The sequence below is a fragment of the Cupriavidus sp. SW-Y-13 genome (genome assembly GCF_009793345.1).
In the GTDB taxonomy this organism is placed as follows: Bacteria; Pseudomonadota; Gammaproteobacteria; order Burkholderiales; family Burkholderiaceae; genus Cupriavidus.
Genome location: NZ_WHLX01000002.1, coordinates 1,059,983 through 1,074,048, shown reverse-complemented (window position 1 = coordinate 1,074,048; position 14,066 = coordinate 1,059,983). Strand labels below are relative to the sequence as shown.

Annotated in this window: 11 protein-coding genes; 5 read left to right on the top strand and 6 right to left on the bottom strand. The window is 64.8% G+C overall.

Going from position 1 to position 14,066, the window contains the following annotated elements; translation table 11 throughout:
• Window positions 1-154 precede the first annotated feature (154 nt).
• The gene (locus GA566_RS20495; RefSeq protein WP_160473876.1) at window positions 155-1,810 is read left to right on the top strand and encodes a hypothetical protein; all 1,656 of its coding nucleotides are present in this window, start codon (window positions 155-157) and stop codon (window positions 1,808-1,810) included.
• A gap of 17 nt (window positions 1,811-1,827) precedes the next feature.
• Here GA566_RS20495 and GA566_RS20490 read toward each other — a convergent pair whose 3' ends face one another.
• Both GA566_RS20490 and metE read right to left on the bottom strand, forming a co-directional pair.
• A complete protein-coding gene (locus GA566_RS20490; protein WP_160473875.1) occupies window positions 1,828-3,942 on the bottom strand; it encodes a TonB-dependent receptor in 2,115 nt (704 codons plus the stop codon).
• Between the two features lie 143 nt (window positions 3,943-4,085).
• Window positions 4,086-6,470: a 5-methyltetrahydropteroyltriglutamate--homocysteine S-methyltransferase gene (gene metE / locus GA566_RS20485; RefSeq protein ID WP_160473874.1), complete on the bottom strand. Its 2,385-nt coding sequence runs from the start codon at window positions 6,468-6,470 to the stop codon at window positions 4,086-4,088.
• A gap of 121 nt (window positions 6,471-6,591) precedes the next feature.
• Here metE and GA566_RS20480 point away from each other — a divergent pair, with 121 nt between their 5' ends.
• Entirely contained in the window at window positions 6,592-7,512 is a 921-nt protein-coding gene (locus GA566_RS20480) for a LysR family transcriptional regulator (RefSeq protein ID WP_137927149.1), read from the top strand.
• A 3-nt stretch (window positions 7,513-7,515) separates the two neighbouring features.
• On the opposite strand, the gene GA566_RS20475 is transcribed toward GA566_RS20480, so the two are convergent.
• Window positions 7,516-7,797 carry an AsnC family transcriptional regulator gene (locus GA566_RS20475; RefSeq protein WP_137927148.1) on the bottom strand — a complete coding sequence of 94 codons (282 nt, stop codon included), beginning with the start codon at window positions 7,795-7,797 and terminating at the stop codon, window positions 7,516-7,518.
• Window positions 7,798-7,953: 156 nt separating this feature from the next.
• On the opposite strand from GA566_RS20475, the gene GA566_RS20470 reads away from it, so the two are divergent.
• Complete coding sequence (locus GA566_RS20470; protein ID WP_160473873.1) at window positions 7,954-8,424, top strand: Lrp/AsnC family transcriptional regulator; 471 nt, start codon at window positions 7,954-7,956, stop codon at window positions 8,422-8,424.
• Between the two features lie 9 nt (window positions 8,425-8,433).
• Here the strand turns inward: GA566_RS20470 and GA566_RS20465 are convergent, their stop codons facing one another.
• Window positions 8,434-9,363: a DMT family transporter gene (locus GA566_RS20465; RefSeq protein WP_160473872.1), complete on the bottom strand. Its 930-nt coding sequence runs from the start codon at window positions 9,361-9,363 to the stop codon at window positions 8,434-8,436.
• Between the two features lie 155 nt (window positions 9,364-9,518).
• Between GA566_RS20465 and GA566_RS20460 the strand changes: the two genes are divergently transcribed.
• Window positions 9,519-9,989: an Lrp/AsnC family transcriptional regulator gene (locus GA566_RS20460; RefSeq protein ID WP_137927145.1), complete on the top strand. Its 471-nt coding sequence runs from the start codon at window positions 9,519-9,521 to the stop codon at window positions 9,987-9,989.
• An 18-nt stretch (window positions 9,990-10,007) separates the two neighbouring features.
• Here the strand turns inward: GA566_RS20460 and GA566_RS20455 are convergent, their stop codons facing one another.
• Window positions 10,008-11,609: a gamma-glutamyltransferase family protein gene (locus GA566_RS20455; protein WP_160473871.1), complete on the bottom strand. Its 1,602-nt coding sequence runs from the start codon at window positions 11,607-11,609 to the stop codon at window positions 10,008-10,010.
• Window positions 11,610-11,718: 109 nt separating this feature from the next.
• On the bottom strand, window positions 11,719-12,765 hold the full coding sequence (locus GA566_RS20450) for a tripartite tricarboxylate transporter substrate binding protein (protein WP_160473870.1): 1,047 nt from the start codon (window positions 12,763-12,765) through the stop codon (window positions 11,719-11,721).
• 317 nt (window positions 12,766-13,082) lie between these two features.
• On the opposite strand from GA566_RS20450, the gene GA566_RS20445 reads away from it, so the two are divergent.
• The gene (locus GA566_RS20445; RefSeq protein WP_160473869.1) at window positions 13,083-14,066 is read left to right on the top strand and encodes a LysR substrate-binding domain-containing protein; all 984 of its coding nucleotides are present in this window, start codon (window positions 13,083-13,085) and stop codon (window positions 14,064-14,066) included.

Sequence of the window (14,066 nt, the reverse complement as noted above, 5' to 3'; positions counted from 1 at the left end):
CTCCCACAGCGGAGGGGCTTTGTCTTTGCCGGACGGATTTCTCGCCGTTTTACGAATGCCGTGATCGCATTGCACGGCGTCAATATTCGGACGTTCCCTCGGAAGCATCCTGACCGAGAGGCCACGTGCCTCGTTATCGGACAGGAGTTTCTTCATGACGTCACATCATTTCAGATCGGGCGCGTTGCTGGCCGTTGCACTGCTGGTGGCCGGCTGCCCATCGTCCAATCCTTCGCCCGGCACTGGCAAGCCGGATACACCTATCGCACCCGTTGCCACAATCGAACCGGCGTGCTCCGGTTGCAGTGCGGTCTCGCCCACGCAGTACAGCGGGCAGGGCACGGGCGTGTGGGCCTATTCGAACGGGACAGACCAGCCAGTCTCAATTCCAGTCTCGCTCCGCAATTTGAAAGGGCAGAACGTATCGCTGGTGTTTTCCAATGACAGCGGCGACGCACAGCCCATGCCGATGACTGCGCAAGGCGATACGACACGGAGTCGTCCGCAGGCAGCGGAACAGCGGGAAGTGTCACCATCGTTTGGCGATCAGGTCCGCGCCTTCAATCAGTCCGGCTGGGGGCAACGCATCGAGAAACTTCGCGCATTGCGTGGCGAGGTGCCGCCGACGGCGCGGGACGGGGGCGATCTGCCCGAGCCAACGCCAGCTGCCCAGCTTGGCGATTCGCGTCAGTGGCACGACGGCAAGACCGACACGCCACGCGACACCACTTTGATGCGGCAATCGACGACAAGCGATGGCGTCACGGTGAACTTCTGGCTGGAGGACAGCGAGTCCGATGCGGAGAAAGTCACCGGAGAGATGCTCGACACCCTATCCACGCAGTACACCGTTGCAGACGGCATTTATGACTTCCTGATCGGAGTAGGCGGCCCGCTGTGGGGCGCCCACAACCTGCCCGAACTGATTGGCGGCACCGGGCAGGCGGTCAATATCGTCTTCATGAAAATGGACGAGACGGGCTTGGCGGGATTCTTCTCCGCCAACAACGCGTTCACGCGAAATCCGTCTGAAGCGGATACGCTGAGCAGCAATCAGGCGGTGGTGTTGTTCATCGATACATCGATCATGTATGCCGAAGACGGGGGCGGCATCGGCACGGCGCTGCTGACGTTGGCGCATGAATCGATCCACATGCAGAACTTCTATCGTAGGGGCGTGCGGCTGGGGCCGGACCATGTCATGGAAACCTGGCTCGATGAAGGCACGGCGGTCATGGTGGAAGACTTCATGAGCGGCCGGTTGCTGGCGACCTACAACGAGATCGCGGACACCCGCCTGCCGCAATACACCCGCACGCCGCTCTATGCCTGCCCGGTGTTCCAGTGGCCGGAAGACCGCGAAGCCTGCGACGGCTATGGGGTCTGGGGCGCGTGGGGCGGCTACCTGAACCGCCAGTTCGGTATCGATTTCTTCCGGAATCTGCTGAACGACAGTACGAACAAGTCTTCCACGGACATGCTCGACGCAGCCATCCGCTCGGTGCGTCCGCAATCGGGCACCGTGCCGGAACTGCGGCGCTGGGCTGCATCGGTTGGAGCGCTGATACCGGCCGAGAATGCACCTTCCGGTTATGGCTATCCGGCGCGTACGGAAACCGGCTACGCGTTGCCTGCAATCGATTTGCAGACGCTCGCCGCGGAGCGCAAGCTGCCGACGCCCGGCGCCACGCTGCCGGCCCACTCGGTCTTGCCGATGGTTCGGCGCAATGTGACGGGCACCTTTATCGAGACCGTTGTCGTGCCGCCGCGCACCACGTTGTCCGTGATCATCCACGACGGCAAGGTCTGACCCCGACCCGCTGCACCTCAGAAGCGGTACTTCATCCCGGCATAGAACGCGCGTCCTGTGCCGGGATAGAACACGGCGGTATTGGCCGTCCGCGCATCGGTCACGGTGCTGAAATCGCTGATGTAGCGCTTGTCGGTCAGGTTGCGCGCATCGAGGAACAGCGTCACGCCACGCTCGAATTCGTAGCTGGCCTCGATGCCAAACAGCACGTAGGCCGATGTCTTCAGCGTGTTGGCATAGTCCACATAGGCGCCGGTCGGCACCCAGTCGATGGTGCCTGCCACGCGCAGCCGTGTGTTGCGGCTGTAGGCCAGCGTGGTGCGAAGCACATGTTGCGGCACACCGGCGATGCGATTGTTGCCGTAGACCGGATCGTTGTCGAAGCGGAAATCGCTGTAGTTCCACAGTTGCGATACGGTGACCTTGTCGCCCTTGCCGAACAGGTCTCGCAACACATCGGCGCTGGCCCCAAACTCCACGCCTTGCAGCACGGTCTTGTTGGCATTGAACGTCGAGGCCGGGATATCGGCATTGACCGTGTATTGCAGCAACTGGTCGCGCAGCAGCGAGCGATAGGCCGTGATGTCCCACCCGAAGCGATCCGTCTTGCCGCGCGTGCCCACTTCGAGCGTCCAGCCATGCTGGGCCGATAGCGGGACGAAGCGCTGCGTGGTGCCGATGGTCTGGTTCAGATCCGAGAAGTCGGGCACGTCCGCGCTGCGCGTGATGTCGATGAACGCCTGCACATCGGGCTTCGGTTCCCACAGCACGCCGAACTTCGGATTCACGCCGCTATAGGTCGTGGCATCGGCCTTCGCCGTGGGATTGGTCGGCAAGCCGCCGTAGTCCGTGTATTCGCGACGGTTACGATACGCCTTGGCGCCAGCCATCAGCGCCACGGTCGGCAACACGTAGAGCCGGTCTTCCAGGTACGCCTCGTAGTTGTAGGCATCCTGCGCGGCGTTGAGCGTCTGTGCGCCGCGATTCCCGTTGACGTTGACGTACTGGCGCGCATCGTTGTTGCCGCCGAAGAAGCGTGCGCCGGCAATCAACTGGTTGCGCATGCCGCCCACGGTGAACTGCCCCGTGTAGCGCGGCGCGAATCCGTAGGTCCAGTAATCCTGGTCGATGACCTGGAAGATCGGGTGGTACAGGCTCTTGTGGATGGCCCACGTCGTGAAATCGATCTGGCCGTTATCGAGCTTGACGCTCGTGACATTGGCCAGCCGCTCGGTGCGCGTGTTGCGCGCCTGATCGCCAGCCAGCGCACTGGCCGAGGCCATGCGCGGGGTGTTCAGTGCCTGGTTCAGCGTCAGCGCGCCGGGCAGCAACTGATCCACGATATACGCGCCGAAGTAGAAGCGCGTCTCCACAGCCGGCGTGAAGCGATAGCCCACATTGGCGTTAATCTGCTCGTACTGGCCGCGCTCGTGGTTGCGCCAGCCCTCCGAGTGGCTGACCGTGGCATTGACCAGAAAATCCCAGTTGCCAATCTGGCGTGCCACCTGTCCACTGCCACGGATCGTGCCGAAGCTGCCGCCATCGATACGCACCATGTTTGGCGATTCCACGGTGAGCGCCGTGGGTGTGGTGAAGTTCATCGCGCCGCCCAGCGTGGTGCTGCCGTAGGCCAGACCGTTGCCACCCTTGTAGACCTCTGCGGCCGACAGTGCGAGCGGATCGACCTGATAGAAATCGCCGCTGCCATCGGCAAAGTTCGTGGGCACACCGTCCTGCAGGATCTCGATGCCGCGCGTGTGGAAGCCGCGCGCAATGCCCGATCCGCGGACCGAGAGCCGCAATTCCTGGCCGTAGCGCTCCTGCACATAGACGCCGGGCGCGTTCTTGAGCACGTCGCGCAGATCGAAGGCGTAGGTGTTGGCATAGGTGCCAGCATCGACAAATCCGACCGAGCCAGCGGACTGGAACAGCGATTCGCGCTGCTGGGCCACGCCGGGGACGGTCAGTGAACCGGAGGCGGGTGCCGTGGCGGTGACGGTAGGAAGTGTCGGGATTCTGGCCTCGTCAGGCGTGCTGCCTGCGGCGCCGACGGCGCCTTGTGCCAATGCCGCGCCGGACAGCGCAGCAACGGGTAGCGCCGCCGCGCGGCGCCATGGGGTGGGTCGTTTCATTGGGTCGAAGGCTGCACCGGGTCGACCTCGGCACGCCCCTATGTTCTTGTTGGGCTCGACCGGAAGCATACGAAGCGGCCCACTGCGGCGCCATGTGGCACAGCGCCGCAGCGGATCGGATCACCACATAAGCTCAGGCGTTTTCAGACTGCCGCCTGGCCCACGCACTCGGCACCGCATGCCGCGCCGTGCACATGGGCGGCCACCGGTACGGAGCCAACCGGGCGCGTAACGCGCTTCCACGCAATCGACGCTTCACCACCGAGCCTGGTGCGCAACTGGCGGGCGGCGCTCACCATGTTGGCCAGCGCGGCTTCGGTCTCGGGCCAGCCGCGCGTCTTGAGACCGCAGTCCGGGTTGACCCAGAGACGTTCGGGCGGAATCACCTCGCAGGCCCGTTCGAGCAGGCGCGTCATGGCTTCCACCGATGGCACACGTGGCGAGTGAATGTCGTAGACGCCCGGTCCGATCTCGTTCGGATAGTCGAAATCGCCAAAGCCCTCCAGCAGTTCCATCGCAGAGCGCGAGGTCTCGATGGTGATCACATCGGCATCCATGGCGGCGATGGCAGGCAGGATGTCGTTGAACTCGGCATAGCACATATGGGTATGGATCTGGGTCTCGTCGCGTACGCCAGCGGCGGAGAGCCGGAACGCGTTGACCGCCCAGTCGAGATACGCCGCCCAATCTTCACGGCGCAGCGGCAAGCCTTCGCGCAGGGCCGGTTCGTCGATCTGGATCACGCGGATGCCCGCGGCTTCCAGATCCACCACTTCGTCGCGGATCGCCAGGGCAAGCTGGCGGGTGGTCTCGGCGCGCGGCTGATCGTCGCGCACGAATGACCATTGCAGCATCGTCACCGGGCCGGTCAGCATGCCCTTCATCGGCCGGGTGGTCAGCGATTGCGCATAACGCGCCGTGTCCACGGTGATCGGGTCGGGACGATAGACATCGCCGTAGATCACGGGCGGTTTCACGCAGCGCGAGCCGTAGCTCTGCACCCAGCCGTTCTCCGTGAAGGCATAGCCACAAAGCTGTTCGCCGAAGTACTCGACCATGTCGTTGCGCTCGGCCTCGCCATGCACCAGTACGTCCAGCCCCAGTTCTTCCTGCTTGCGCACAGCCAGTTCGATCTCGCCACGGATGCGCTCCAGGTACTCCAGCGCGCCGATATCGCCGCGCTTGTAAGCGGCACGCGTCTGGCGGATAGCGGCGGTCTGCGGGAACGAGCCAATCGTGGTGGTGGGCAACGCAGGCAGCTTGAGCGTGTCGCGTTGCCGCGCGATGCGGATGTCGAAGGCGCTCTGGCGCTCGGCCATGGCGGGCTGCACGGCGGCCAGGCGCTTCTGCACCTGCTGGTTTACCACGCGGCGCGAGGTGCGGCGCGCTTCCTGAGCGGCGTCCGAGGCGTCCAGCCTGGCGGCCACTGCCGCTTCGCCTTCATTCAATGCCGTGGCAAGTGTGCAGATTTCATCGAGCTTCTCGGTGGCGAAGGCCAGCCACGATTTCAGTTCGGGATCGAGGCGGGATTCGGCATCGAGCGAGACCGGCACATGCAGCAGCGAGCACGACGGGGCGAGCCACAGGCGGTTGCCGAGCTGGGCGTGCAAGGGCTGCAGTGTCTCCAGCAGGCGGCGCAGGTCGGCGCGCCAGATATTGCGGCCATCGATCACGCCGGCGGAGAGCACGGCGGTCTTGGGCAGCACCTTGAGCCAGTCTGCCAGTTGCTGCGGGGCGCGCACCAGATCGATATGAAAACCGTGCACGGGCAGCGCGGCGGCGCGGGCGGCGTGCGGCGCGGCGGTGTCAAAGTACGTGGCCAGCAGCAGCTTCACGCCACTGTCGGCCAGAGCCGGGTAGGCATGATCGAAGGCGTCGAGCCATTGCGGCGGCAGGTCCAGGCACAGTGCGGGCTCGTCGATCTGCACCCATTCAATGCCCCGGGCGCGCAGTTGCGACAGGATGCGCTGATAGGCGCTCACCACCTTGGGCAGCAGGCTCAGGCGGTCGAAACCGGCCACATGGGACTTCGATAGCCACAGGTAAGTCACGGGACCCACCAGTACCGGACGCGGCGAAAGCCCTTGCGCCAGCGCCTCTTCGATTTCATCGAAGTACCAATTGGCGCCGCCGTCGAAGGTGCTCTCCGCATCAAGTTCGGGGACGATGTAGTGGTAGTTCGTATCGAACCACTTGGTCATTTCCATGGCCGGCTGGGCAGCATTGCCGCGCGCCAGTTCGTAGTACTGCGCCAGCGTCAGGGTTTCGGCATCGAAGCCGAAGCGCCGGGGCAGGGCGCCGAGCAGCGTGGTCAGGCCAAGCATCTGGTCGTACCAGGCGAAGTCGCCAGCGGCCACGGTCGACAGCCTGGCCGCCGTCTGCAGTTGCCAGTGGCAGCGGCGCAGGTCGGCGCCGGTTTCGCGCAGCGCGGCTTCAGAGGTTTCGCCGCGCCAGAACGCTTCCTGCGCGAATTTCAGTTCGCGGCGCGCGCCGATGCGCGGAAAGCCGAGGATGTGGGTCTGTGCCATGCCGGTGCTCCGTAAGTTCGAGTGGCGGCCAGTGTCCGTTCGCGGCTAGAATGAATCAAGCGACATGTTTTAAACATTGTATGAATTTCATTCAACTCACTGCTTTGCAGCGCTCCGGCTCATGATCGAAGTCCGCCATTTCCGTTCGCTGGTCGCCATCGCCGAATCCGGCAAGCTGGCGACTGCCGCCGAACGCGTTCACGTCAGCCAGTCGGCGCTGTCCCATCAGATCAAGGCCATCGAATCGCACTACGACATGGCGCTGTTCGACCGCACGCGCCAGGGTTTGCGCTTTACGCCGGCCGGCGAGCGATTGCTGGCGCTGGCGCGCGAGGCGCTGGCCGCGATCAGCGCCGCCGAGCGTGATCTGGAACGTTTGAAAGGGGATACACGCGGAGAACTGCGCGTGGTGCTTGAATGCCATACCTGCTTCGACTGGCTGATGCCGGTCATGGACGAGTTCCGTCGTCGCTGGCCCGAGGTGGAGATCGATCTGGTGGCCGGCTTCCATGCCGATCCGCTGGGTCTGATCGCGCAGGGCAAGGCCGACATGGTGATCGGATCGAAGCCGCCAGCGCGGCGCGGCCTGCATGTGTCGCCGCTGTTCCGCTTCGAGATCCTTGCAGTCATCGCCAATGAGCACCGTCTGCGCAACAAGCGGCGGCTGGAGGCCAGCGACTTGGCCGGCGAGACGCTGATTACCTATCCGGTGCCAGAGCAGCGCATCGACCTGATTCGCGAGGTGCTGGAGCCAGCAGGCATTCGTCTGGAGCGGCGCACTGCTGAACTGACGGTGGCCGTGCTGCAACTGGTGGCCAGCCGACGTGGCGTGGCGGCGCTACCGAACTGGGGCGTCCGCAACTACGTCGATCACGATTACGTGCTGGCCAAGCGGATCGGCGCCAAGGGACTATGGAGCGAGTTGTACGCGATGGTGCCGACGCCGATGGCCGATCGGCCCTACGTGCGGGATTTCGTCACGATCGTGCGTGACACCTGCGCGGCGGAACTCGATGGCATCGAGCTTCTGGCGGAAGCCTGAGCGTCAGGCCGCGAGGGCGGCAGGCTGGTCTTCCACGGCATCGAAAAACTCCGCATCGACGATCTCCAGATCCACGCCATGCGCCACCCGCCGCACGAACAGTTCCAGCAGTTCGACCATTGGCGCTTCGCAGACCATCCGGACGGCGTTGGCGCGGCTGGCGTCGAATTCCATCGCCTGCAAGGACAGGCCCGTGCGGCGCGCGTTGGCGAGCACCCATTCCAGGCTGCCGAACACATCGGCGCGGTCGAGTTGGAGGGCAAGCTGGAGCGAAGGGAGCGACATGGCCGGGTCCGGAAGTGATGAGTAGAACGTCCGGTAAATTTACCAGCGAAGCGCGAGAATGGGCTTCTGAATATTCTCCGAATATCGTCTGATTGGAGAATGAATCTCTGTATTGGTGTAGATTGCAGGATAAATCTTCATTCTCCAGAGAAAATCGTGACCAATCTGCCCAAACTCGACGACACCGACCGCCGCATCCTGCGCGAACTTCGCCGCGATGGGCGCCTCTCCAATGCGAAGCTGGCAGAGCGTGTTGGGCTGTCTGCCACGCCGTGCTGGAACCGCGTCAAGGCGCTGGAAGATGCGGGGGTGATCAGCGGCTACGCCGCGCTGTTGAACCAGAAGGCGCTGGGCCTGCCCGATACCGTGCTGATCGAGGTGACGCTGGACCGGCACGACGATGACATGCTCCACAAGTTTGGCGAGGCACTGGCGCAACTGCCCGAGGTGATCGAGGCCCATCTGCTCACGGGCGAGTACGACTATCTGATCAAGGTGGCCGTGGCGGGGACGGAAGGGTACGAGGAGTTCCTGCGCCACAAGCTCTACAAATTGCCGGGCCTGCGGCACAGCCACTCCACATTCGTGCTGCGCACGCTCAAGCGCGGGCCGTCGGTGGAACCTTGAACGACTGGCTCAAGCCTTTGCGGACAGACGCGCGAGCCGGGGCGCCAGCGCGGTAGTGACCACCCCGAGGCCGATCAGGGCCAGGCCAATCGAGAGATCCGCCGAGATCTTTTCGTGCCATGCAACGGCCGACAGCACCAGGCCGAGCACCGGCACGCCGAGCATCGCAATCGAGGTGGCAGCGGGCGGCAGGCTTTGCGTGACGTTGAGCACGACGATAAACGTCAGCGCCGTAGCCAAAGGTCCGGTATAGGCCATGACCGGCCAGATATCGACCATCGCACCCACATCGGGAGCGCCATCGCGCAGCAGCGCGAGGGCCAGCAGCGGCGCGGTTGCCACAGCGCACTCCCACGGAATCATGTCCGCGCCGAGTCGCACATGCCGATTGCCGCGCAGGTGAATGATGCTGATCGACCATGCCAGCGAGGCGCCAAGCAACATACCGAGACCCATCACCGTGTGCATCTCCCAGCCGCCCAGCGCGGGGGCGACGATGACGCCGATGCCTGCATAGCTGAACGCGGTTGCCAGCCATTGCCAGCGCGACGGACGCTCGCCCAACACCAGCGACGACAGCGGAATCACCCAGATGGCTGTGGCGTAGGCCACCACCGATGCGCGACCGGGCGGCACGTATTGCAGCGCCCAGAGCGCCAGCGCGGTAAAGGCCCCCATCTGCAGCAAGCCCACGCTGATCACCAACGGCCATTCGTCGCGAGTGGGCAGGCGCAGGCGTCGCATCAATCCCAACACGGCGAGGCTGATCAGCGCGGCCGAACCGAATCGCAACGCCGCGAACCACAGCGGGCTCACATGCGCCAGCCCCAGCTTCATGACAGGCCAGTTGCCGCCCCAGATGATGACGGCGCCGATCAGCGGCAGGAATGATCGAAAAGAGGACTTCGCGGAGGATGAGGCGAGCGAGGAGGCAGACATGGTGACGATAGACGTGGCCGGCGAGGGGTTTGTGAGCAACCGGCTCCATGGCGGAAAGTCTACGTTTCATTGCGCCGCAGCATTGTCCGGATCACACTGCGTGATCGGCTCGATTCAGCATAGAATGCTGCCAATAAACTCCTTGAGCGAATAACATGCTGGACATCGATCTCGACGCCACCGATATACGAATCCTGGGCGAGCTGCAGCGTGACGGCAGCCTGACCAATGTGGAGCTGGCAAGCCGCATCAACCTCTCGCCATCCCCATGCCTGGCGAGGGTAAAGCGGCTGGAAAAAATTGGCGTGATTTCGCGGCGCGTGACGTTGCTCGACGCGCGCCGGCTGGGACTAAAGGTAGTGGTGTTTATCTCTGTGTCGCTCGACAAGCAGCGGCGCGAGACGCTCGACACCTTCGAGCGGAAAATCGCCGCACTGCCGCAGGTGATGGAGTGCTACCTGATGTCGGGCGATGCCGACTACCTGCTGCGCGTGGTGGTGCCCGATGTGGAGGCGCTGGAGCGGCTGATCATCGACCAGATCACGCGCATTCCCGGCGTGGCCAGCATCCGCTCGAGCTTCGCGCTCAAGCAGGTGCTGTACAGCACGGCGTTGCCGCTGGGGTAGGGGCAGGACGGACGACGCTCAGAAACCCACCGGATAGCCGTCCTTGCGATGGTCCGAGGCGGCGGCGTAGCCGTGCTCGCACTTCATCGCCATCTGTGCGCCGCCAAAGTCGAGGCTGTCCGCAGGCGCCACTTCCACCCGATGGCCCAGCGCCCGCAACCCTTCGATGGTGCTGGCCGGGCAATGCGCTTCGACCGAAACGCCGATGTTGTCGTCGAGCACGCGCCAGCGCGGTGCGTCGCTGGCGGCCTGCGGATTCTGGCCGAAATCGGCGATGCGGCTGGCCATCTGTACGTGGCCCTGCGCCTGCATCGAGCCACCCATCACGCCGAACGCTGCCAGCGGGGCGTCGCCGCGCATCAGGAAGCCCGGGATGATGGTGTGGAACGGGCGCTTGCCGGGCGCCACCTGATTCGGATGGCCGGCTTCGAGGCGAAAGCCCCAGCCCCGGTTATGCAGCGCGATGCCGGTGCCCGGCACCACCACACCCGAGCCGAATCCTTTGAAATTCGACTGGATGTACGAGACCATCATGCCGCGCTTGTCAGCGGCGGTCAGGTACACGGTGCCACCGCTATGGGGCTTGCCCGCGCCTGCGTAAGTGGCCCGGTCGGGCCGGATCGCCTTGGCACGTTCGGCCAGATAAGCAGGATCGAGCAGGGCCTCTGGCGTGATGGCGCCCGGTGCGCGCATCGCGTCGATATCGCCCACGTAGGCGTGCAGGTCGGCGAAGGCCAGTTTCATGGCTTCGATCTGCAGGTGCATGGCACGCGCGCTATCGCGCCCGGAGCCGGCGATATCCCAATGTTCGAGCATGCCCAGCGCCATCAGCGCACCAATGCCCTGACCATTGGGACCGATTTCGCAGAGCGTCAGATCGCGGTAACGCATGCGGATCGGATCGACCCAGTCCGCGCGATGGGCGGCCAGATCGGCCTCGTCAAGGCGGCCGCCCGTGGCGCGTGCATGATCGGCGATCCGTCGGGCCAGTTCGCCATGATAGAAATCGTCACCCCCGGAGCGGGCAATGCGCTCCAGCGTTTCCGCCTGGCCGGGGCATGTAAAGCGCTCGCCTGGCAATGGCGCACGGCCACGTGGCGCGAAGGATTCGGCAAATCCCGGCTGGCCGTCGAGCACCGGCACCTGGGCCTGCCATTGCCGATGGACGGTGTGAGAAACGATAAAGCCGTTGCGCGCATATTCGATCGCCGGCGCGAACAGATCTTCGAACGGCAAGTCGCCGAAGCGCTCCCATGTGGCACGCCAGCCGGACACTGCACCGGGAACTGTCACGCTATCCCATCCAATCGGCGGCATGGCGCTATAGCGCGAGAACGATTCCGGCGTCCACGCGCGTGGCGCGCGGCCCGAAGCATTGAGGCCATGCAGCGTCTTGCCATCCCAGATCAGCGCGAAGGCATCGCCGCCGATGCCGTTCATGCAGGGCTCCACAACGGTCAGGGCAATGGCGGTGGCCAACGCCGCATCGACGGCGTTGCCGCCCCGCGCCAGCATGCGCAGGCCGGCCGCCGCTGCCAGGGGCTGCGAGGTCGAGACCACGTTATCGGCCAGCACCGGCATGCGGCGGGATGGGTAGGGGGTGTCCCAGAAATTGGTCATGAGCTTGAGGGCGCCAAAGACGGGCGGCTGTGGAGGGCCGCCCGCGTCGAGGCTTGCAGTGCGACGTAGAAAATCGGAAAAATCTTGGGCGACGTCAGATTCAGCGGACTCAGTCCACCTTGACGTGCGCCGCCTGCGCCACCTTGGCCCAGTCGCGCATTTCCTGCTGGATCATGCGGCCGAACTTGTCAGCGGGTGTGTAGGCGATTTCCACGCCTTGCGCGGCCATTGTCTCGGCCAGTTCGGGCTGGGCAAGCACGGCCTTCGATGCCGCGGCGAGCTTCTCGATCACGGCGGGCGGCGTACCCTTCGGCGCTACCAGTCCGAACAGGTTGTTGGCGCGGAAGTCCGAAACGCCCGCCTCGCCCATCGTCGGCACATCGGGCAACAGCTTCACGCGCTGCTCCGAGGCCACGGCCAGCAGGCGCAGCTTGCCGGACTTCACATGGGGCAGCGCCGACGGGATGCTGTCGAACATCATGGCCGAGCGGCCGGCCATCAGGTCGGGCAGGGCGAACGAACTGCCTTTGTACGGCACATGCACGACATCCACACCCGTGCGCAGCTTGAACAGCTCCGACTCCAGATGAGACAGCGTGCCCGAACCCTGCGACGCGAAGTTGTGCTCGCCCGGCGTGGCCTTCAGCATCTTGACCAGTTCCGGCACCGTCTTGACCGGCGACGAGGCCGGCACAACGAGGATGTGCGGCACGTTGCCGATACCGGCGATCGGCACGAAATCCTTGCCCAGGTTGGCCGGCTGGCTGGAGTAGGTGGCAGCCGCGATGGCAGCGTTGCTCACGGCGGCGAGGTAGAGCGTGTAGCCATCTGGCGAAGCCTTGGCTGCATAGCCCATGCCCAGCGCGCCACCTGCACCGGGACGGTTTTCCACAACGACGGGCTGCTTGAGCACCTGCGACAGGCGCTGGCCCACGGCGCGCGCCAGCACGTCAGTGGCGCCGGCCGGCGGGAACGACAACACCAGCTGGATGGGCCGTTCGGGATACTCGGCCAGTGCGGCCGGGGCGACGAGCGTGCCGGTCAGGGCCACGGCGACCATGGCCGAGGTCAGTCCGGCCCGTGCCATCCAGCGGCTCGCGATGGTGCGCGGGTGCGCCGGGATGGTGCGGGAAATCGAATGCACTTGCTTCAACATGATCGGGATGACTCCGAGAAAGCGTCGCCTCGCGGCGTGGACCAGGACGGCCCGGTGCGCCGGTGGGGCAAGGGGTTGCGGAACATCTGATGCGCTGGCTGCTGGCATGCAGCTCTGTCACATCGGTCATGCCTGGTCTCGCCGGGGCGAAACCGCGTGCTGCTGGGAAAGTGGAACCGATTCTAGGCACGGTCTGTGCAGGACTGGATGCCGATTGGCCATGGACCCATGCGGATGCGGAATAGGGGGTCCACGGGGCATGGTGCCACGGACAGGGCCACCGGCCGCCGCAGGCCAGCGTATTGCCGGGGCGCAACATGCAGTTGAAATGGATTGATGACCTGCTCGTGCTGGAACGCACGCGCAGTTTTTCTCGTGCCGCCGAGTTGCGGTATGTCACCCAGTCGGCGCTCTCGCGCCGCATCCGGGCATTGGAGGATTGGGCTGGCGCACAGCTGGTCGACCGCAATACCTACCCGCTGGCGCTCACACCTGCCGGCGCCACGTTCTGCGAGACAGCGCGGCAGGCTGCCGACCTGCTCACCGAGGCACGCGCCACGCTGCATCGCGAATCGACGCTGCCGGACCGGACGCTCGATATCGTGGCGGGACACACACTGTCGCTTGCCTTCCTGCCGGACTGGCTCACGCGTTGCCGCCAGCGGTTTGGCAGCTTTCATGCGCGGGTCAGCGCGGCCAATGTGATCGACGCCGTGGTGGCGCTGGCCGAGGGGCAGTGCGATTTGATGCTCGGCTACCACCATCCGCGCGTGCCGGTCTCGCTGGATGCCGACCGGTTCCTGAGCCTGTCCGTCGGGTCCGATACGCTGATACCGGTCTCGGTGCCCACCTCGCGCGGACGCCCGCTCTATCCGGTGCCCGATCCCGCGGATCTCGCCGATGCCCATGGCACCCCGTTCCTGGCCTATTCGCCCAATACCACGCTGGGCCGCGTCGTAGGGTCGGTGCTCGATGCGCGCGACGCCCATCGGGGCCTGATTCGCTGCTACGAATCCGACATGGCGATGCTGCTCCTCAAAATGGCGGTGGAAGGGCACGGGCTGGCGTGGTTGCCGTTGTCGACGGCAGCCGAGGCGCTCTCGGATGGCGCCCTGGTCCATGCCGGCGATGCCTCCTGGCAGGCCAGCCTCGAAATTCGGGCCTACCGGCCAGCCGCCAGCGCCAATGCCACGTTGCTGGAGCTGTGGCGCATGCTTGCGGCGCCGGAACAGATGGATGCCGCGATGGCGAAGACGGCGAAGACGGCAGACAGCGCGGCGCCGATTGGGTGTTTCGCGTAA

Bases quoted from the DNA above. Each gene is read 5' to 3' on its own strand.
- GA566_RS20455 (WP_160473871.1), bottom strand. From the start codon at position 11,609: ATGACCAATTTCTGGGACACCCCCTACCCATCCCGCCGCATGCCGGTG.
- GA566_RS20445 (WP_160473869.1), top strand. From the start codon at position 13,083: ATGCAGTTGAAATGGATTGATGACCTGCTCGTGCTGGAACGCACGCGC.
- metE (WP_160473874.1), bottom strand. From the start codon at position 6,470: ATGGCACAGACCCACATCCTCGGCTTTCCGCGCATCGGCGCGCGCCGC.
- GA566_RS20480 (WP_137927149.1), top strand. From the start codon at position 6,592: ATGATCGAAGTCCGCCATTTCCGTTCGCTGGTCGCCATCGCCGAATCC.
- GA566_RS20450 (WP_160473870.1), bottom strand. From the start codon at position 12,765: ATGTTGAAGCAAGTGCATTCGATTTCCCGCACCATCCCGGCGCACCCG.
- GA566_RS20490 (WP_160473875.1), bottom strand. From the start codon at position 3,942: ATGAAACGACCCACCCCATGGCGCCGCGCGGCGGCGCTACCCGTTGCT.
- GA566_RS20495 (WP_160473876.1), top strand. From the start codon at position 155: ATGACGTCACATCATTTCAGATCGGGCGCGTTGCTGGCCGTTGCACTG.
- GA566_RS20465 (WP_160473872.1), bottom strand. From the start codon at position 9,363: ATGTCTGCCTCCTCGCTCGCCTCATCCTCCGCGAAGTCCTCTTTTCGA.
- GA566_RS20460 (WP_137927145.1), top strand. From the start codon at position 9,519: ATGCTGGACATCGATCTCGACGCCACCGATATACGAATCCTGGGCGAG.
- GA566_RS20475 (WP_137927148.1), bottom strand. From the start codon at position 7,797: ATGTCGCTCCCTTCGCTCCAGCTTGCCCTCCAACTCGACCGCGCCGAT.